Raw genomic sequence first — 19,801 nt, 5'->3', positions numbered from 1 at the left:
TAGTACTCTTCTTTTTGTAAAGTTTTTAAACTAATTAAGTTTTCTAACTTGCATATATTCTATTATTTTTCAAAATATTTGTCAATAGTCTTTTAAAATATTTTATATAGAAAACTAAAGCATTGAAATCTAAACATTAATATAGGTACAATTTTTAATTTTTTAATTTTACAAAAATAAAAGACTAACATAGATTTTTAAATAAAGGCTAGATTAATGATAACTTTGATATTTTAAAGATAATAATGAGATTATCTTACTTATTAACTACCTTAGTTTTGCTGATAGTCAATTCTACTAGTCTTTTATAATATTATACTTTTGCACCTTCTTCTTTTAAATTCTCACGAGCCTGACTCATCATAAGCTTAACCCTATTTATTTGATTAACTTCACTTGCACCTGGATCATAGTCTATGGCTACTATATTTGCTTTTGGATAGATTTCTCTTATTTTTTTCATAACTCCTTTACCTGTAATATGGTTTGGAAGACAGCCAAAAGGTTGAATACATACTATATTTGGTGCATCTTGGTGAATTAACTCAACCATTTCACCTGCAAGAAGCCATCCCTCACCTGCTTGATTTCCAAGACTTGTAACCTCTTTTGCGTATTCTTTTACATCATTTATATAAACTGGTTCTTCAAATCTTTTTGAGTTTTTAAGAGCTATTCTAATAGGCTTTCTATAAAACTCAATTGTATTTATCGCAGCCTTTCCAAAAAATGCTGTAAGTGGACTCTTTCCATATAAGTCTTTTTTTATCTCAGTATTTGCAAGACAATACATTAAGAAATCTGTTAAATCTGGAACTATAACCTGAGCTCCTTCATCTTCAAGTGTATCTTGTAGATGGTTGTTTGCCTCTTCTAAGTATTTAACTAAAATTTCTCCAACAATTCCAGCTTTTGGTTTTTTTATATCTAAAACTTCAACTTCATCAAAGTCATTAACTATATCTTGGATCATTTTCTTATAAGTCTTTGAACTCATTCCAAATATCTTATCACAAGCTTCACCTATCCATCTTAGCTTAAGAGAATTTACTTCACCCTTATTCTTCTCATAAGGTCTTGTTGCATTTGAAACCCTATTTATTAAATCTCCAAGTAAAAGAGATCTTACAATATTTATAAGCATAGGGATACTGGATATTTTTTTAAGATCAAAACCTGAGTGAGATTCTATACCTTGGGCTGATAGGGCAATTACAGGAATTTGTGGATAACCAGCATCTTTTAAGGCTTTTCTAATATAACCCACATAATTTGATGCTCGACAAGCTCCACCTGTTTGAGTCATTAAAAGAGCAAGCTTATCTGTATCATATCTTCCTGATTTTATAGCTTCCATAAATTGACCTACTACAGTTATTGAAGGATAACATGAATCATTATTTACATATTTTAGGCCATTATCAATGACATTACTGTCAACCTTATCCAAAAATTCTATATTATATCCATACCCATTTAAAAGACTTTCCATAATTTCAAAGTGCTCTCTTGCCATTTGTGGAGCAAGAATGGTATATCCATCATTTTTCATCTCTTTGGTGAATTCATGACTTTCATAAAGTTTAATATCATCATCTAAATTTTCTTTTAAATCTTCACGTCCCTTTTGTTGTTCAAGAGCTTGGACTAAAGATCTTATCCTAATCTTTACAGCTCCTAAATTTGATACCTCATCTATTTTAAGAAGGGTATAAATCTTTCCCCTTGATTCAAGTATTTCTTGAACTTGATCAGTTGTTACGGCATCAAGTCCACAACCAAAAGAGTTTAGTTGAACTAATTGAAGACATGGGTCATTTGCTACAAATTCAGCAGCCCTATATAATCTTGCATGGTAGGACCATTGGTCAAGAACCCTTGTTTCATATTTTAAATCTTCTATCGAATATGCTATAGCATCTTCTGATAAAACAGGTATTCTCATAGATTCTATAAGCTCTGGTATACCATGATTTATCTCAGGGTCTATATGATATGGACGTCCTGCAAGAACTATGGCCTTTTCATTATTTAAATGGACATATTCAAGAATTTCTCTTCCTTTTTTTCTTATATCTTCATGGTATTGACCTTCTTTAGCCCAAGCATTTTTAACTGCATTTATAATTTGCTTTCTAGTTAATTTATATACATTGTGTTCATATCCTTCAAAAATTTCTACAAGCCTATCTGATATTATCTTTTCTGATTCAAAAGATAGGTATGGAGCCATATATTTGGTTTTTGAAAGGTTATCTACATTATTTTCAATAAGATCAGGATAACCTGAAACAACTGGACAATTCATGTGATTTTGAGCTTTATCAAATTGTTTATATTCATAAAATACTGCAGGATAAAATATCATATCAAGGTCTTTTTCAATTAAGTTTTCTATATGACCATGGCTAATCTTTGCAGGATAGCAGGCAGTTTCTGATGAAATTGTAGCTATACCCTTTTCATAAATCTCCCTAGTTGATTCATCTGATAAGACTACATCAAAACCTAAAGATGTAAAAAACTCATGCCAAAACGGATAATCTTCATACATATTTAAAACTCTTGGTATACCAACCCTACCTAGTATATTTTTATCTCCCAATGTTTTTCTATCAAATAGAAGTTTATTCTTAAATTTATACATATTAAGGTCTGCTAAAGTTTCTTCTTGTTTTACACCAGCACCTCTTTCACACCTATTGCCAGTAATATATCTTGAACCATCTGGAAATATGTTTATTTGTAGGGAACAATTGTTAGTACACCTACCACACCTTGCTGATTTTTGGGTGTAAGTGAAGTTATCTATCTCCTCAAGAGATAAAATCTTAGAGTGGCCAGTTGATTTTTCCTTAGATAAAAGTGCCATACCCATGGCTCCCATAAGTCCAGATATTTCAGGACGGGTAACTTTGCGAGTTGATAATTTCTCAAAGGCCCTAAGGATTGCATCTCCGTAAAATGTTCCACCTTGTACAACTATATTTTTTCCTAAAGATTTGGGATCTCTTACTTTTATTACTTTTTGAATAGCATTTTTAATAACTGAATAACAAAGACCAGCTGCTATATCAGAAACTTCTGAGCCTTCCTTTTGGGCTTGTTTTACTTTAGAGTTCATGAATACAGTGCATCTTGAGCCAAGATCTGCAGGTTTCTTAGCAAAAAGTGCCTTTTTTTGAAACTCTTCTACAGAAAGACCTACACTTGCAGCAAAGGTTGAAAGAAATGAACCACAACCTGATGAACATGATTCATTTAATTGGATAGAATCAATTATCCCATCTCTTATGTGCATAGCTTTCATATCTTGTCCACCAATATCTAATATAAAGTCCACCTCTGGATTAAAGAATTTAGCTGCAGAGTAGTGGGCTATAGTTTCAACCTCACCATTATCTATGTGAAGAGCATTCCTTATAAATTCTTCTCCATAGCCACATATTCCACTTGATACAATCTTGGCCTTATTACTCATCTTCTTATAAGCCTTTTTAAGCATGCCTATTACAACTTCAAGAGGTCTTCCTAAATTCATTTGATAATCATCATGAAGAATTTCATTATCTTCCGAAATCATTACAAGCTTTGAAGTAGTAGAACCAGCATCTATACCAAGATAAATTTCCCCATCATAATCTTCTATTTTCCTATATTTTACAAGATCTGTCTTATGTTCTTTCTTAAATTCTTCATACTCATCTTCACTTTTAAAAAGCCTATCCAAGCTTTTTGTCATTTCCATATCTATATCTTTATCTTCCTCAAGACTTTTTATAAGTGATTTATATGAGATTGGCTCGTTTTCTTCTGCACTCATTATAGCAGCACCCTTTGCTACATAAAGTTGAGCATCTACTGGAGTAAAAAATGTATTTTCTTCTTCTCCCAAAGTTTCAATAAATCTATCTCTTAGAGCCTTTAAAAAATGGAGTGGTCCTCCTAGAAATGTTACATTTCCCTTTATAGGTCTACCACAGGCAAGATTTGATATAGTTTGGTTTACTACTGATTGGAAAACTGAGATTGCTATATCTTCCCTAGAAGCACCTTGATTCATCAAAGCTTGGATATCAGTTTTTGCAAATACACCACAACGGCTTGCTATAGGATAAATTTTTTTATATTCCTTACTTAAATCATTAAGTCCTGATGCATCTGTATCAAGAAGGGCAGCCATTTGGTCAATAAAAGCACCAGTACCTCCTGCACAAATTGAATTCATCCTTTGTTCTACAGATCCTTTTAGATAAGTTATCTTAGAATCTTCTCCACCTAACTCTATTACAACATCAGTTTCAGGAATAAATTTCTTTATGGCCTTGGTTTCTGCGATGACCTCTTGGACAAAGTCTATACCCAAGTATTTTTCCACAAACATTCCACCTGACCCTGTTACATTTACAGTTACAAAATCATTCTTAAATTGTTCATAAGCTTCTTTTAAGACAGTAGCTACTGTTTGTTTAACATCTGATTTATGCCTTCTATACACAGAGTAAAGAGTGTTAAAATCATCATCAGTTATAACAATCTTTACAGTGGTAGAGCCGACATCAAGTCCCATATGTAAATTCATACATTTTCCTTTCCTATATTATTAAAGGTAATTTATACCAATAAAAGCACAAGTAAAAACTTGTACCATCATATATTCTATGCTAATTTTAGCTAATTACAAGTAAATCACTCGTATTTATTTCAATTAAAAAATATAAGTTTTTTTAAGAAAAAATTTCCAATTTTTTATAAAAATACTGGAATTTTTTGCAGATTGAAACTTTTATTTGAAACTTCTATCCCTATATGATATTAAAAACAAAGTCTGATATCAAGCATAATTTATAAATTAACATTTAAAAATATAAATAAAAAATAGGACCTTTTTCAGATGACTTGACAGCTGAAATAGTCCTATTTAACATTTTATTTTCTTATTTCTTTAACTAGATTTGAAATTTCTTTGAAATTTTTATCTTTTGAATCACTAGCTAGATCAAACATTATAAGTTCTGTATTGACTATACTTGCTCCCATATCTCTAATTAGTTTAAGACCAAGTTCTTTTTGATCTTGGTTAAAACTTGAAACTGCATCCTCAACTACAAATACCTTATAGCCTTCAAAAATAAGTCTTCTTACTGTTTGAAAAACACATATATGACTCTCAGCCCCTGTTATCACAACGTTTGTAATCTTCTTTTCTTTAAGGTATGAGAAAACATCATCAGTTATAGCATCAAAACTTGTCTTAGAAAATATATGGTCATCATCCAAATATTTTTTTATGTCTGCTACACTTTTTCCAAGTCCCTTTGGATATTGTTCTGTAGCAATCTTATCAATACCATACATATCAAAAGTTTTTAAAAGTACAGAAGTTTTTTTAACTATCTCATCAGACTTGTATATTGCTGGCATAAGCTTTTCTTGAAGGTCTACTACAAGTAAAATTGTATTTTCCTTACTATCATATGTTTTTGTATCAAAGTTATATCCTTCTACATAATAATTTCCTAATTCTCTTTCCATAAATCCCCCTGCTTTAAATTCATATCTTTTAATTTCTTGTCTATAGTTGAAAGAACAGCCGCCTTATTTTTTGACCAAATAGGCCAAACTATCCTATCATATCTACCATCTCCAGTAAGTCTTTGTATGACAATACTAGGATTTAATTTACCCAAGATCTCAATAATATAATCAGTAAACTCATCTTTTGTCATCGTAAAAAGATTCTCATTTTCTTTATAATAGTCATATATTAAAGTATCGTCTTCTATATAAAGATTGTGAATTTTAAGTCCCCAAAATCCTCTCTTATTTATATAATCCACATCCTTTAGATAATCATTTATATCTTCTTTAGGAAGACCTATTATAAGATGAGCTAAAGTTTTTATATTAAGCTTATTTAGTTTTAAAACCCCCTTATCAAATTCCCTGTGGCTGTAACCTCTATTTATAAAAGAAATAGTATCCTCATTTACAGATTGTAATCCTAATTCAACTATTAAAAATGTCTTCTTGTTTAAATCATCCAATAACTCAAGTACTTCATCTGTTAAACAGTCTGCCCTAGTTGCTATAGAAAGGCCCATAATACTAGGATTATTAATCGCCTTATAAAAAACATATCTTATATAATTAATATCCCCATAAGTCGACGTAAAATTTTGAAAAAAGGCAATATAGCCCTCATCTCTATCTTTTTTTCTAAGCCTATTTATTTGGAATTCAATTTGCTTATCTATATCATCTAGCCTATTAGTAAAATCGCCTGCCCCATTTTCAGAGCAATAAATACAACCCTTATCTGAAATAGTACCATCCCTATTTGGACAAGTAAAGCCACCATCTAGAGGAAGTTTTATTATCTTTTTCTTATACTTCTTCTTAAAATAGGAATCAAAATCCCTATATCTTTTCTTATTTATCTCCATAAAATAATTTTACTTTTAAATAAAAAAAAGACACCTATAAGGTGCTTTCTTTGCTTATTGAAAATTATTTATTCTATTTATCGATTAATTTTAGTTTTCTTCATAAGGCAATAAAGCTACTTGTCTAGCTCTTTTTATTGCTCTTGTTACTTCTCTTTGATGTTTCGCATTTAGTCCTGTAACTCTTCTTGGAAGGATCTTTCCTCTATCAGAGATAAATCTTTTTAGAGTTTCAATATCCTTATAATCTATTACTTTTGAAGGGTCTTTGACAAATGGGTCGACTTTCTTTCTTGGTCTGAAATTTCTACGCATTTTATCCTCCTAATACTTAGAAAGGAATTCTTCCGTCATCTTGAATTTCTTGAAAGTCATCATCGAAAAAGTCATCATCATCGTTTATGTTTTGATTGTTGTTATTTTGTTGGAAATTACTAGAATTATTGTAAGACCTTTCTTGGTTAAAATTACTATAACCTTGATCTTGGTTCATGTTTCCAAAAGCTTGGCCATTTCCAGCATTATCTAATCTTGAACCTAAGAATTCCACATTGTCTGCAACTACATCTGTAGTATAGACCATCTTTCCATCTTTATCTTGGTAAGAGCCTGTTTCAAGCCTACCATCTATAGCACATTGACTTCCTTTTCTAAGATACTTTGATATATTCTCAGCTTGCATTCCCCATACTGTGATTCTTGGAAAATCAGCTGTTGGACGATTTTGAGATTCCATTTCTTGCTTTTTTTGTCTACTTAATCTTTTATCAACTGCTAAGGTAAAACTAACAACCGCTTGACCTGATTGGATATACCTAAGCTCAGGGTCTTTGGTTAGTCTTCCTATAAGAAAAACTTTGTTCATCTTAGTCCTCTTTTCTGATTACCATGAATCTAAGAATTAAATCTGATATTCTTAATCTTCTTTCAAATTCTTTGATGTGGTCAGCATTAGCTTTGAAATCAACAATATAATAATATCCTTCTTTGATATAGTTGATTTCGTATGCAAGTTTTCTTTTTCCCCAGTCATCTACAGATTCAACTTCTCCACTATCATTAATGATACCTTTGAATATTTCAAGAGATTTATTTCTTTCTTCATCTGAAACTTCTGGTTTGTAAATCAATACTGCTTCATACTTATTCATCTTTTTCACCTCCCTTTGGTCTTTGACCCCGATCTTTAAGTCGGAGTAGAGAATTCTTATTTATGTTACTATAAATTCAACTTTGTGTCAATATTTTTATTAAATAAACTCTCCACTATCTTCAATTTTAGAATAATATATTGCATTTGCAATAGCACGTGCCATCACCTTAGCTGATAAGGCCCCTACTAGGTTTATATCTGCCTTTACCTTGTTTGTAGCAAGGGAGAAAATTGTATCTCCATCAAGCATAGTATGGACTGGTCTTATAGCCCTGGCGTATCCATTATGAGCCATACCTGCAATTTTTCTTAGCTCAGTTTTGCTAAATTTCCCATTTGAAGCAACTATACCTATCGTTGTATTTAGGGAATTTTTCTTATCAATTTGATTTTTCTTATATAAATCACATAAGACATCTATAGTTGGTATAAATTTATTATCCTTATAAATTCCTGCAATTTGCTTACCATTTTCATCATCGAAAATGTCCCCCATAGCATTTAAGGCAACTATAGCAGATACCTTTAAATCCCCTACTTCAATTGTTCCAGATCCAAGACCTGATTTCATAAGAAAGTCTTCTCCCATTGCCTTTCCAACAGTCGCTCCTGTACCAGCACCAATTATTCCTTGGCGATTTTCATCAAAGTTTGCGTTTTCGTAAGCTTCTTTCCCCATTTTAGCATCTGGTCTTATTTTTGATTCCTTATAGTCTAAATCATATAAAATTGCTTGGGAAACTATAGGAACAATAACTCCACTTGGAAGTTTAAAACCTATCCCGTCTTTTTCAAGCTCTTCTACAACTCCAACGCTTGCAGAAAGTCCATAGCTTGATCCTCCTGATAAGACAAGAGCTGATACTTCACTTACTGTATTTATAGGATTTAATAAATCCGTTTCACGTGTTCCAGGACCTCCTCCTCTTACTTCTACACTTGCAGTATTTCCTCTTGGAGGAATAAGAACAGTTACTCCAGTTCCTGCATCAAAATTTTGAGCATGCCCTATCTTTATACCTTCTATATCAGTAATATATCCCTTATACATAAATTCTCCTTTATAAAAAGACTGTTTAAAATTTTCCTCTAAACAGTCTTTCGTTCTTATTTTCTATAATTTTCCATCATTGTCTCAAATACTTCTGCACTTGATGGAGCTGTGTATGAAATGGCATTAGCCCCAGCTTCTATGGTTTTTAGTATTGTTTCTGGCTTATTGCCACCAGTAGCTATAATTGGAAATTCCTCACCAACAATACTTCTGATTTTTGCCACAAGTTCAGGAGTTTTTGGACCACCAGAGATATTTAAAATCTCAGCCCCAGAATTAATCTTACCTAGTACATCATCCTTAAAACCTGTCACTGTAGCAATTACAGGTATATCTACAAATTCTGATATAGCTTCTATATCTTTATTTGGTATAGGTGAATTAACTACAACTCCATAGGCTCCCTCAAGCTCTGCATCAAAGGCAATATACTTACTTCTTAAGCCCTTAGTTGTTCCTCCACCTACTCCTATAAAGCATGGTACTGATGCTGTTGATATTATGGATTGAGCTATAGTGTTTTGCGGTGTATAAGGGTAAACTGCCATAATGGAATCTGCGTTTGTATTTCTAATAATGGCAAGGTCTGTTGTAAATAATAATGATTTTATTCTTTTTTCATAGATTTTAATTCCACTTGCCCTATATATTTCTTCTGGAACAGTAATAAAAGATTTTCTTAGTTTAGAGTGTACTTGAGGTATAAATTTTTTCTTTTTTTCAGTCATAAGCTCTCCTTAGTCTCTTTGGTAAATATCTCTTGAATATAGTTTATCTTTCACATCTTTTAGTTCTTCTTCAACCCTATTAGCAACAATTACATCACATTTTTTAAACTCATCTAAGTTATTTTCTACCCTCAATCCTTCAATTTCTTCAACTTTTAGAGTAGGTTCATATACAATTATTTCGATATTTTCTTTTTTGAGATTTTCAATCACATCAAAGATTGCTGACTTTCTAAAGTTATCAGAATTAGTTTTCATAGTTAGTCTGTAAATCCCAACCGTTTTCGGATTTTTATCTATTATTCTTCTAGATACAAAATCTTTTCTTATCTTATTTGACTTAATAATTGCTTCAAACATGGAATTCGGAATATTTCTATAGTTTGCATAAAGTTGCTTGGTATCTTTTGGTAGACAATATCCACCATAGCCAAAGGATGGATTATTATAATGATTTCCTATCCTTGGATCCTCACATACTCCATCAATAATATTTCTTGTATCAAGGCCTTTACTTTCAGCAAAAGAATCTAATTCATTAAAGAATGAAATTCTCATAGCAAGATAATTATTGGCAAATAACTTAACAGCTTCTGCTTCAGTTTTTCCCATAATTAAAACTTTTGGAGCATTTTTACTTGCCTTTAAGTAGGCTTTAATAATATTTTTTGTATACTTTTCATCCCCACCAAAGATAATTCTTGAAGGATATAAGCAATCATAAAGAGCTCTTCCTTCTCTCAAAAACTCAGGTGAAAATATTATATTTTCTGCATTATACTTCTTGCTAATCTCTTTGGTATATCCTATTGGAATAGTTGATTTTATAATGATTATTACGTCTTTGTTTACGCTTTTTACATCTTCTATAACCCCTTCTACAAGGGATGTATCAAAGTACTCATCTTCTTCGTCATAATTTGTAGGAACAGCTATAATTACATAGTCAGAGTCCTTATAATCTTCATCAGCTTTGGTCTTACAAGTAAGATTTAAATCTTCATTTTGAAGATATTCAATAATTTCCTTATCTTTAAGAGGTGATTTCTTATTGTTTATCATAGAAACTTTCTCTTTATCAACATCTACTCCAACAACTTCTTCATTTAAGGATAATAAAATTGCATTGGATAAACCAACATATCCTAAACCTACTACTGTAATCTTCATATCTTTCTCCTATAAAAATATTTTACCCATCTAATTAATTATTTAAAATTTGAATTTTCGTTTTACACCCAAAAACAATTCCTTCATAAGGTCTTAGGTTTAAAGTATTAACTATTCTTCTTCTTGAAATATTTCCAAGTAAAAACTTAGGCTTGGTCAAAATATTTAAGGTATCAACTAAAATATCCTTTTGACTTAGATTAATCATTATAACCAAGCACTCTCCATCCTCATAAAAAAGATAAGCCAAAAGGTCCTTATCCTTTTTATATAAAGGTAAGTATTTGCCTTTAATTATATCACTATATTCATATTTTATTAAAGATAGGTTCTTATAAAATTCAAATAAATCCTTTCTTATCTCTTTATCTAAACCATCCTTATACAATAAAAGTTCTTCCCCTTCCTTTATGAAAGAAGATTGTTTAGTTAGTATACTAATTATAGCTAAACTTTTTGCACATTCTATGTAAAAATTTGAGAAATTAAGGACTTTTGAACTTATCCAAAATCTAGATTTATTTAAAGAAATAAAATTATCATCATAGTCTTCATTTATCTTGTGAATGTAATTTTTTAAGTAAATATTCTTATCAGATGCTTTTATAAAATCAGATGAAAACTTATTGAAAATATCAAAATTTTCTAAACTAATAAAAGAAATTTTTAATCTTTTTAGCATACTAACCACATCAAATGAAGGTGTAAAGTCTAAGAAAAAACATCCAATTCCATTTTTCTTCCAATAAAAAAGGACTTCAATAAGACTATTTTCATCCTTAAAATCTTTTCTAGAAAATTTAAGATATGAACAGATACCAAGCTTCTTACAATTTCTAATCTTATCAATAAAATCATCCCTATTTCCTAAATTCGGGTATATATCAAATAAGTCATTTGGATTAATGACATCTTCTATAAGAATATTTCCAATTTGTAGGATATTTAGTAAAATAAATCTTTGATCAAGTTCATAAATATCTAAAAAACCTGTATTTTCTTTAGTATTAACTTTTTTTGGATAGGTCCTGTAAAATAAATCTCTCATGGTACATCTTATATTATTATATTGAAAAATTTATTTTATTCAAAACTTGAAATGATTTAAGCTAAGTATATATCAAAAAATAATTAGAAAGGAATAATATGCTAGAATTAAAAAATATTACCAAAATATATAAGACTGGTGAATATAAGCAAAAAGCCTTAGATGATATAAGCATCAGCTTTAGGAAAAATGAATTTGTATCAATATTAGGACCTTCAGGTGGTGGAAAAACTAGTCTATTAAATATTATTGGTGGGCTTATGGGCTACACACAAGGAGATCTTTTAATAGATGGTAGGTCAACTAAAAAATTCAAAGACAAGGACCGGGACTACTATAGGAATAAGTCTGTTGGTTTTGTCTTTCAATCTTATAATCTTATAGGACACCAATCAATACTTAAAAATGTCGAACTTGCCTTAACTCTTTCAGGAGAAGAAAAACATAAGAAAAAAGATTTAGCTATCAAAGTTCTAGAAGAAATGGGACTTAAAGATCACATATATAAAAAACCAGCTCAACTTTCTGGAGGGCAAATGCAAAGGGTTGCTATAGCACGTGCTCTTGTAAATAATCCTGACATAATCCTAGCAGATGAACCTACAGGTGCCCTTGATACTGAAACATCAAAAGAAATTATGGAAATCTTAAAAAAAATTTCAAAAGATAAGTTAGTTATAATGGTAACCCACAATCCAGACTTGGCAGAGAAATATTCAACAAGAATAGTAAAGCTAAAAGACGGGAAGATTCTTTCAGACTCTCTCCCATATGTGGAAGAAAAAAATCAGGATAATTTCAAAACTAAAAAGCTTTCCTTATCCCTTCCAACAGCACTTGGTCTGTCTTTTAATAACCTACTTACCAAAAAAACAAGAACTATACTTACAGCCTTTGCAGGCTCAATTGGGATTATAGGGATTGCCCTTATTCTTTCTCTTTCAAATGGAGTCGATGAATTTATAGTAGAAAGCCAAAGAAAAACTTTAAAATCCTACCCTATAGAAATTCAGGAACAGAGCCTAAAGCTTGGTGAAAGTTTTATAATGTCAAAAAAAGATGAAACAAATAATAAAAAAGATGATAAAAATGTGACAGCAAATGCCGAAATTATAGAAAAAAAGTCAAATCTCACTTCATCTATAAGTAAGAATAATCTATCTCCTTTCAAAGAATATTTAGAAAGTGGAGATCAAAAAATAAATAATTTGATAGGAAAGCACTCCATAAATTACTTATATAAGCTTAATTTTGATATATATGGTAAAGATAAGGATGGTGAGATAGTAAATACAGATGGGTCTGACTTTAAAGATGATGAAAATGTAATATTTACTGGTCAATCTAGTCCAATTTTTACTATGGGAAATGGAGAACACAAGAATTTCAGACAAATAATCTCCAACAAAGATGGTACTATCTCTGACATAGTAAAAGAAGAATATGATTTAATAGAAGGGGATTGGCCAAGCAAGGGAAATGAATTAGTTTTATTCACTGATAAAAATAACTCAGTAAATGCTGAAAGCTTGTATGAACTAGGAATTCTTCCTAAAAAAGAATACAAGGATATATTAAAAAAGATTGATAATGGTGAAAAAATTAAGCTTGATAATAAAAAACTAAATAAATCAAAACTTATTGGTCTAAAATTCAAAGCCCTAATTCCTGCAGATTTTTACAAGAAAAGTGGAGACACTTATGAAAATATAAAAGATGATGAAAACGAAAGAAAAAAGACAATAGAAAATGGTTTTGACCTTAAAATAGTAGGTATAGCAAGAGCAAAGGAAGATAGCGAAACAAATAGTCAAACAAATGCACCAATAGGTTTCACTTCTAAGTTTACAGATATACTTATAGATAGGGCCAAAAACTCTGCCATAGTCAAAGAACAAGAGTCTAATAAAGATATAAATATCTTAAACAAAATCCCATTTAAGGCTAATAATGATAAGGAAAAAAGAGATGCTGCTAAGTCTTACCTTAAAAATCTAAAAGGCAAGGAAAAACTTGAGATCCAATCCTTTCTTCTTGCCAACTCAGATATCTTAAAGGAAAATTTGCAAAAGTCATCTAATGAAAATCTAAAAATATCTATGGAAAATCCTAGTGAAAATTCTTTGAATATTATAAATCTATTCTTAGAAAATCCAGAAGATAAGGTCTTAGATAAACTGTATGAAGAAAAGCTTTCTTCGAATACCTACACAAATAATCTAGAAAGTTTTGGATATATATCAAAATCCGCCCCATCTACCATAAAAATATATGTAGAAAACTTTGAAAATCGTGAAAATGTAAAAAATATAATAGATGATTACAACAAGGATAAAAAATTAGAAGATAAAATCAACTACGTAGACTTCGTAGGACTTCTTACCTCAAGTATTAGGACAATTATAAATACTATATCTTATGTTCTAATAGCCTTTGTTGGAGTATCTCTAATTGTTTCATCTATAATGATAGGTATTATAACCTATATATCAGTTTTAGAAAGAACTAAAGAAATAGGAATCCTAAGATCAATTGGTGCTAGCAAATCTGATATAAGAAAAGTATTCTTATCAGAGACCTTTATAATAGGTTTTCTTTCAGGTCTTTTGGGAGTTTTGATAACTTACTTATTAAATATACCTATATCAAATATCATGCAAAATGTAACCAAAATATCCTATATAGGTTCAAGACTTCCATCCAAAATAGGAGTATTGCTAATAATCATTTCAATATCACTTACCCTTATTGCAGGTATTATCCCTTCATCAATTGCAGCTAGAAAAGATCCTGTAGAAGCACTAGCAAATGAATAAAATAAAGCTCAAGAGAAATCTTGAGTTCTATTTGTGTATTTTTGTTAAGCTACTTAACTATTAAGACTTGTACAAGATTTTAAAAAAAGTATTATACAATATATGGAGAGTAATATGAAAAAAGATATATATGAAAATGAAATAATAGATAATTGGGTAAGACTTGATGATAATAAAAAAGACACCGATAGAAAATACAAAGAGTTAAGTAAACTACTTGACCCTATGTATGACTTTGTTCTTGCCTTTTCAAACTACTACAACACTAGAAGAGATTATGGATTTGGACCAGAACTTACTATGATAGAAGTTCATATCTTAACTCAAATTTCAGATAATCCATCAATAACAGTAACTGAACTTGCCAAGACTTGGCACAGATCCACATCAGCCATATCTCAAACTGTAAGAAAACTAATGAAACAAGACTTAGTTTATAGGAAAAATTCTAAAACAAATGGTAAAATTTTCCACCTTTATACAAGTAGTATTGGTGATAAACTTGCTCTTGCTCACAAAAAATATGACAACATAGACATACTTAAAACAAGAAAAAAACTTCTAAAAGAATATAGTGTAGAAGAACTAGTTGCCTTTGACAATATATGTGCCTCTTATACAAAATTACTAAGAAAATCTGAAAAAAAGTAAAGGAGTTATTGCAAAATAGATTATCTATTCTGCAACAGCCCCCTTTTCTTATCACTTAAATGAAATCCAAGAATTAAAATTCATATCCCTATAAGCGACAAACCTTCTTTTTCCAGAATATCCTATATAGGAAATCCACCTATATCCACCACCTTCCCAAACCTCATCATAATAAATAACATCTCCCTTCTTATAAAGGGCAACTATTTGAGAGCTAGTAGATGGCTTAGCCCTTACATTACAATCAGCCTGACATATCCCCCTCCATTTTTCATCTTTTACCTTAAAGGCTTTAGAAAAATTAATTCCTCTTATAACAGGCCTAAAATACCTTTCATTAGCTGATCTCTTTCTTCTTAAAAATGATAAAATATAAGAATCACATCCATTAATAGTTACCGTATTATTAGATGCATTACAATGAATTATCTTATCTTTTTCTAAGAAAATCCCAGTATGACCATAAGCACCGCTAGAATATCCTTCATATCCTCTTATAAATATATCTCCTCGCCTTACATTTTTATAATCATAAACTTCCTCTAAGACTGTTCCATTTAATTTAAAGAGTGTCTCTGTATTTCCTATAGGATGATTTTTAGCTAAGAAGCCACCAGCTATAAGAGCATAATACACAAAAGAAGAACAGTCTAGAAAGTCGGGACCTAGCCTTTTAGGTCCCATAGAATATCCTACCTTATGCCATTTACTTATAGCATAGGATATCATTTTTTCAACGCTTGCCATTACTTCTCCTTCTTATCGATTTTTGCAATAAGTTCATTTACTTTTACAATCAAACAATCGACCTTCTTATCAAGACTTGTGATAAGAATTAAAGATACAACAATTGGAAAACCAAGATTAGTAATAATTTCAACTATATCCATATAAATTTTAACCACTTCATTTGTTATATCTGATAGACTCTGCATCAAAGTAGGTTAATCCTCCTTTCTTAAAGTCTATTTATCATTTTCATCATCAGATACATAGATTACTTCAATCTTTGTCATAAAAAATCACCTCCTACTTATAGATAAGTAAAAAGGTGATAATGTCCCAAATTTATATTTATTTGTAGAGTTCAAGCTCAGCTTCCATCTTAAGTCTATTAATTTCCTTACTCTTTTCTTTAGAAAGTCTTTTGATAAGGGTAAGGAGCTTTTTTTCTGCCATTTGTATATCAAACTTTTTCTTTCTCATACCTATCCTAAGTTTAATATCTGATAAGGCATTTCTTGTTGAACTATATTGACTAAGCTTGTAAGGTAGGTCAATAATATCTGCAAGCCTTGGGTCAAAAAGCAATAAATCTGAATGGAGATTTAATAAAATATCCTGACTCCTGTCTATAGCATTATTTATGGCATTATTTTTGTTATTTCTCAAAAAATCTCCAACAATGTTTCTGCCCAGTAAAGCTGTAAGCTTGAAATCAGCTACATTTCCAACTCTTTTTGTAGACCTATTTAAAACTCCCAAGGCATATCTTGTTTTATCAATAAGTCTATCTATTTCCCTAATTCTTTCATTTGTGTAATTATAATCCTTCATATCAATCTCCCTTAATTTCCTTATTATTATATTATACCCAATTTAATTGAGTAAAATGCATTTTTGGGTATACTATTAATACTATGCAAAAAAGGAGAGAATATGGCTTTAATAGTATTATTTAACGCTAATGATATAGAAAAAGAAAAATTAAGAATATTAACAACAAAAGAAAATATTAAATTAAAACATATAGGTATGCGAGACTTAGACCAAAAAATGGGATATCTAGCAGAAATCGAAGGATTTGAAAATAACAACACCAAGTCAGACTATGTAAAAGACTACGACTTTACCTTTGCTTTTTTCAAAGACTTTGAACAAGAAGACTTATTTGACTTTATAGATAAAATGAGGGCAAATAATGTAGTAATAGAGCATAAGGCAGGTATAACTCCAAGCAATATCAATTGGACCTTAAGATATCTATTAAATGAAAATCATAATGAACATGTAACTATGCAAATAGTAAATGAAATAAATACCTACCTTACAAAGGCCAAAAAAATAAAAGAAGAAACAGGCGAAGAAAATATAGAAATAGCAAAGCTTGTTAAAAACCTAAACCACTACTTCCAAACAGCAGGCGAAGACTTTGATGTAGAAATTGCAAAAGAATATAGGGATAAGATTAAAGAATTGGTTGAAAATCTTTAATAAGAAAAAGGTCGGTTTTGTAAAAAGTTTTGTGTATCAACATATATCCTTATATTAAGTGTACCCTCCTTACTGATTTTTCAGTAAAAAGGGTACATATCATAACTTTTCTAGTCTTTTTATATATTATATCTTCAGCAATAGTCACTTTATTAACGTATTATCTATTATTTTGATTATTCTTTTTCTAATTCTTTAACTACCTTATTTTTTACTTCTTCTACTCCTAAACCAATAACTATTTGAATATTATTTCCAGACTGTAAGATTCCTTTTGATGGATATAAATCTAATATTTCCCTATCTACTTTATTTGGATCTTTTAATTCTATCCTTAATCTAGTAAAACAATTCTCTATATACTTAATATTGTCTTTACCACCCAATCCATCAACTATTAAAGCCGTTTTTGCATCATCTTCATCTATGTTATTTGAAATACTATTATTAGATTTTCCTTTCATTCTATCACGTTTTTCTTTGGCTTCATTTATTTTTTGTTCATCTGGCATTTCAGTCCTACCTATTGTATTTAAATTAAATTTTTTAATCATAAAAACAAATATCGTATACTCTAGTAAAGTCAATACTATAAATATTATTGGAATCAACCATTGTCTTCCCATATCCATTGGTACTGATAATACATATAAAATTGTTTCTATTATATTGCCAACAAAAACTCTTAAACCTAAAATAAATGATAAAAACATACCAAATCCATATACTAATGTATGTGCTATCCAAAGAAGTGGTGATGAAAATAGAAATATGAATTCAATTGGTTCAGTTATTCCAGCTAGCATTGAAGATGCAACTGCGGGTATCATTAAAGCTTTTACTTGATCTTTATTTTCTTTTTTGGCTGTATGAACCAATGCAAATGCTATACCTAGTGGAATGGCTGTATATCCAAAGTTTACTAAAGATCCTATTGATGGATCTATTTCTGTAATACTATTCATATTTGCAAGTTCTGCAAACCATATATTTTGTGCTCCATAATAAGTTGTTCCATTAATAACAGCACTACCACCTACAGGTGAATAAGACATTGGAACCCATAGTAAATGGTGTAAACCAAATGGTAAAGCTAACCTATTAACTATACCATAAATAAAAAATCCAACTGGACCTGCATCTGATATCCAAACCATTAGCTTTGTAAGTAAAGTGTTGAAAAATGGCCAAATATATGTAACAAGAACTCCCAATGTTGATGCAACAAATAGCATTGCTACAAATGATGTTTTTGTTCCTTCATACATTGATAAGTATTCGTGATATTTTATATCCTTTGTTTTATTAACAACATAACCAACTATGCAACCTAAAAGTATTCCTATAAATACTCCCATATCTGTTACTTGAACTCCTAAAACTTTAGCTTGCCCAGTACCGGCAAGGCCGATATCTGTTGGTTCTATAATGGAGTTAGTATAATTTAGCCAGAAATTATTGGCAAAAAGGAAAATCAAAAATGATATTATTGCAATAGTCGCAGTATCTCCTTTTTTATCTTTAACTAGTGCAGTAGCAATTCCAACACAAAAAATAACAGACAAGTTAGCAATCATTCCACCAACTACAACATTATTTATGAATTCACCTACAGTTATCAAGAATTTTGGCATAAATTCAAGTCTAAGTAAAGCTGCTAAAGCTATTAATATACCCGCTACTGCCATAAACATAACTGGCTGGATTATAGCTCTCGAGAATTTTTGCATTGAGTTGTATATTTTATCTTTCATAATAACCTCTTTATAGATTTTTAAAATTAATTAAATTTATATTGTTTTCCTTAAAGATTTTTTTAATTTCTTTATTTTTTAATTCATTTAAAGTGTTTACTCTACCAATATTAAAAGATGAGTTTTTAAGCAAAAAATAATCAACATAAGCTGGATGGCACATTACTTCGATTGAATCGTATGTCAAGCAATCTTTAATAAGATTATTAATATCCATATGTCTCCAAATCTTTTTATTGGATCCAATTTTATCAAAAAAATCAACTAATTTATCAGTAGTTTTTATTTCTTTAGGTAAACTGAAATTATTTCTTACAGGTAGGTCATATTTTTTTGATAAGTCTAAATAAACATCCTTTATATTTCCAATTGAATTAACATGATGGTGACTATCTAAATGACTAGGAATTATTCCTGCTTTAATAATCTTATTTATTTGTAGATTCCATTCTTCATATATTTCATTTAAATCTAAAGATTCTACAAACTCTTCATTTTCATATGATAAAAGCTTTAAAAATTTATTTTCTTTATCAATTATAGTATTATATTTACAACCTACTGAGTATCCACATGTTAAAGTCAAGTGCACCCCTATCCCTAATTTTGGATTCTTCTTTGCCAATTCTATAGCTTCATCAAAGCCAGGCATAGTTGCCATCAAAGTTGTTGACGTTACAACACCTTCATTAAAAGCTTCAATAATTCCAGTATTAACACCCCTATCATAGCCAAAATCATCTGCATTAATAATAAGTCTTCCCATA

The 19,801-nt window shown here is 30.1% G+C and carries 18 protein-coding genes; 3 read left to right on the top strand and 15 right to left on the bottom strand.

Features of this window, described 5'->3' with window-relative positions; translation table 11 throughout:
• Positions 1 to 313: 313 nt before the first annotated feature.
• The 10 genes from HV819_RS07520 to HV819_RS07475 form a co-directional block, all read right to left on the bottom strand.
• The gene (locus tag HV819_RS07520; RefSeq protein WP_176269882.1) at positions 314 to 4,582 is read right to left on the bottom strand and encodes a 2-hydroxyacyl-CoA dehydratase; all 4,269 of its coding nucleotides are present in this window, start codon (positions 4,580 to 4,582) and stop codon (positions 314 to 316) included.
• 347 nt (positions 4,583 to 4,929) lie between these two features.
• Complete coding sequence (locus HV819_RS07515) at positions 4,930 to 5,535, bottom strand: isochorismatase family protein (protein WP_176269881.1); 606 nt, start codon at positions 5,533 to 5,535, stop codon at positions 4,930 to 4,932.
• The gene (locus HV819_RS07510; protein WP_176269880.1) at positions 5,520 to 6,446 is read right to left on the bottom strand and encodes a TIGR01212 family radical SAM protein; all 927 of its coding nucleotides are present in this window, start codon (positions 6,444 to 6,446) and stop codon (positions 5,520 to 5,522) included. Before HV819_RS07510 ends, HV819_RS07515 begins: the two co-directional genes overlap by 16 nt.
• 90 nt (positions 6,447 to 6,536) lie before the next feature.
• Entirely contained in the window at positions 6,537 to 6,761 is a 225-nt protein-coding gene (gene rpsR / locus HV819_RS07505) for a 30S ribosomal protein S18 (protein WP_154540747.1), read from the bottom strand.
• A 16-nt stretch (positions 6,762 to 6,777) separates the two neighbouring features.
• Positions 6,778 to 7,311 carry a single-stranded DNA-binding protein gene (locus HV819_RS07500; RefSeq protein WP_154540745.1) on the bottom strand — a complete coding sequence of 178 codons (534 nt, stop codon included), beginning with the start codon at positions 7,309 to 7,311 and terminating at the stop codon, positions 6,778 to 6,780.
• A gap of 1 nt (position 7,312) precedes the next feature.
• Complete coding sequence (rpsF, locus tag HV819_RS07495; RefSeq protein WP_154540743.1) at positions 7,313 to 7,597, bottom strand: 30S ribosomal protein S6; 285 nt, start codon at positions 7,595 to 7,597, stop codon at positions 7,313 to 7,315.
• Positions 7,598 to 7,696: 99 nt separating this feature from the next.
• On the bottom strand, positions 7,697 to 8,650 hold the full coding sequence (locus HV819_RS07490) for a P1 family peptidase (protein WP_176269879.1): 954 nt from the start codon (positions 8,648 to 8,650) through the stop codon (positions 7,697 to 7,699).
• Between the two features lie 56 nt (positions 8,651 to 8,706).
• Positions 8,707 to 9,381, bottom strand: a complete 675-nt coding sequence (locus HV819_RS07485) for a beta/alpha barrel domain-containing protein (protein ID WP_154540739.1) — start codon at positions 9,379 to 9,381, stop codon at positions 8,707 to 8,709.
• Positions 9,382 to 9,390: 9 nt separating this feature from the next.
• Positions 9,391 to 10,551, bottom strand: coding sequence for a nucleotide sugar dehydrogenase (locus tag HV819_RS07480; protein WP_154540737.1), 1,161 nt, complete (start codon positions 10,549 to 10,551; stop codon positions 9,391 to 9,393).
• A gap of 34 nt (positions 10,552 to 10,585) precedes the next feature.
• The gene (locus HV819_RS07475) at positions 10,586 to 11,599 is read right to left on the bottom strand and encodes a hypothetical protein (RefSeq protein ID WP_154540735.1); all 1,014 of its coding nucleotides are present in this window, start codon (positions 11,597 to 11,599) and stop codon (positions 10,586 to 10,588) included.
• 98 nt (positions 11,600 to 11,697) lie between these two features.
• On the opposite strand from HV819_RS07475, the gene HV819_RS07470 reads away from it, so the two are divergent.
• Positions 11,698 to 14,415, top strand: a complete 2,718-nt coding sequence (locus HV819_RS07470; RefSeq protein WP_176269878.1) for an ABC transporter ATP-binding protein/permease — start codon at positions 11,698 to 11,700, stop codon at positions 14,413 to 14,415.
• A 114-nt stretch (positions 14,416 to 14,529) separates the two neighbouring features.
• Positions 14,530 to 15,066 carry a MarR family winged helix-turn-helix transcriptional regulator gene (locus tag HV819_RS07465; protein WP_154540731.1) on the top strand — a complete coding sequence of 179 codons (537 nt, stop codon included), beginning with the start codon at positions 14,530 to 14,532 and terminating at the stop codon, positions 15,064 to 15,066.
• A gap of 51 nt (positions 15,067 to 15,117) precedes the next feature.
• Here the strand turns inward: HV819_RS07465 and HV819_RS07460 are convergent, their stop codons facing one another.
• The 3 genes from HV819_RS07460 to HV819_RS07450 form a co-directional block, all read right to left on the bottom strand.
• On the bottom strand, positions 15,118 to 15,813 hold the full coding sequence (locus HV819_RS07460) for a peptidoglycan amidohydrolase family protein (protein WP_176269877.1): 696 nt from the start codon (positions 15,811 to 15,813) through the stop codon (positions 15,118 to 15,120).
• Positions 15,813 to 16,001 carry a YvrJ family protein gene (locus HV819_RS07455; protein WP_216629230.1) on the bottom strand — a complete coding sequence of 63 codons (189 nt, stop codon included), beginning with the start codon at positions 15,999 to 16,001 and terminating at the stop codon, positions 15,813 to 15,815. Before HV819_RS07455 ends, HV819_RS07460 begins: the two co-directional genes overlap by 1 nt.
• A gap of 139 nt (positions 16,002 to 16,140) precedes the next feature.
• On the bottom strand, positions 16,141 to 16,623 hold the full coding sequence (locus HV819_RS07450) for a hypothetical protein (protein ID WP_154540727.1): 483 nt from the start codon (positions 16,621 to 16,623) through the stop codon (positions 16,141 to 16,143).
• 102 nt (positions 16,624 to 16,725) lie between these two features.
• Here HV819_RS07450 and HV819_RS07445 point away from each other — a divergent pair, with 102 nt between their 5' ends.
• Positions 16,726 to 17,280: a DUF3783 domain-containing protein gene (locus HV819_RS07445; RefSeq protein ID WP_176269876.1), complete on the top strand. Its 555-nt coding sequence runs from the start codon at positions 16,726 to 16,728 to the stop codon at positions 17,278 to 17,280.
• A gap of 176 nt (positions 17,281 to 17,456) precedes the next feature.
• Here the strand turns inward: HV819_RS07445 and HV819_RS07440 are convergent, their stop codons facing one another.
• The gene (locus tag HV819_RS07440) at positions 17,457 to 19,034 is read right to left on the bottom strand and encodes a PTS transporter subunit EIIC (RefSeq protein ID WP_176269875.1); all 1,578 of its coding nucleotides are present in this window, start codon (positions 19,032 to 19,034) and stop codon (positions 17,457 to 17,459) included.
• 10 nt (positions 19,035 to 19,044) lie between these two features.
• Complete coding sequence (locus tag HV819_RS07435; RefSeq protein WP_176269874.1) at positions 19,045 to 19,800, bottom strand: carbohydrate deacetylase; 756 nt, start codon at positions 19,798 to 19,800, stop codon at positions 19,045 to 19,047.
• Between the last annotated feature and the right edge of the window lies 1 nt (position 19,801).

It is taken from the genome of Anaerococcus faecalis (assembly GCF_013371425.1).
Classification (GTDB): domain Bacteria; phylum Bacillota; class Clostridia; order Tissierellales; family Peptoniphilaceae; genus Anaerococcus; species Anaerococcus porci.
Note: the sequence above shows the minus strand (reverse complement) of the source record. Positions and strands in the feature narration are given on the sequence as shown.